Below are 1,002 nucleotides of genomic sequence, written 5' to 3'. Positions count from 1 at the left end.
GATGGTTTTACCTGCACCTAGCACGAAGCGCTTAAGCTTTTGCCAAGTTTTGATCACGACGTTTTGCAATGTTGGCAATTCGTAGTCTGGCATTTCCATGACTAAGCTATCGCTGCTGCCAGGGTAAAGAGTGTGCTTTAAGAAAAGACCGGTGAAGATCGCAGCCACAATACCTAATAGATAAAGTGCAAAGACAATGTTTTGACCAGAACCAGGAAAGAACGCCGCCGCAAACAGTGCATATACAGGTAAACGAGCACCACATGACATAAATGGCGCCATCGATGCCGCTAATTTACGCTCACGTTCTTGGTCTAGAGTGCGTGTTGCCATGATTGACGGCACGTTACAACCAAAACCAAGAACCAACGGCACAAACGCTTTACCCGGCAAGCCGATTTTCTGCATCACTTTATCGAGTACAAACGCAGCGCGAGCCATATAACCCGAACTCTCAAGCACAGCTAGGAACAAATACAAACACGCAATGACAGGAATAAAGGTCGCTACCGTTTGGATACCGCCACCAATACCATCGGCAATAACCGTCACAAGCCAAACTGGCAAATGACCATCCAATAGGTGATGACCGCCATCAACCAAAAGTGCGCCAACGCCGATATCAAAGAAATCGATAAATGCACTACCAATGTTAATCGAGAACATAAACATTAGGTACATCACAACAAAGAAGAATGGAATCCCCACCCACTTGTTCAAAATAAACTGATCAAGTTTTTCGGTAACACTGCGGCTGAGTTTGCCTTCACTGCGGCGAACTTTTTTGCATTGTTCGTGCAGATGAGTGTATTTGGTATCCGCAACGTGTAAATCAATATCCAAATCTAAAGTCGCAATCGCTTCCAGTACTTTGCTTCTATCAAGATCGGAAAGGCTATTGAGAACCATCGTGTCTTTTTCTAGAGCACGAATCGCTAATGCACGATGAGAAACGGTTTGATCGTTAAATAGAGAAGAAATATGCTCGATCGCTGCTTACAT

The 1,002-nt window shown here is 44.5% G+C and carries 1 pseudogene; it reads right to left on the bottom strand.

Features of this window, described 5'->3' with window-relative positions:
• Positions 1 to 996: pseudogene (locus tag R7Q46_RS25365) on the bottom strand (nucleoside recognition domain-containing protein); the annotation flags it as partial.
• Between the last annotated feature and the right edge of the window lie 6 nt (positions 997 to 1,002).

It is taken from the genome of Vibrio sp. 811 (genome assembly GCF_033339195.1).
The sequence above is the reverse complement of the archived record's forward strand: the minus strand, read 5'-3'. Positions and strand labels throughout refer to the sequence as shown.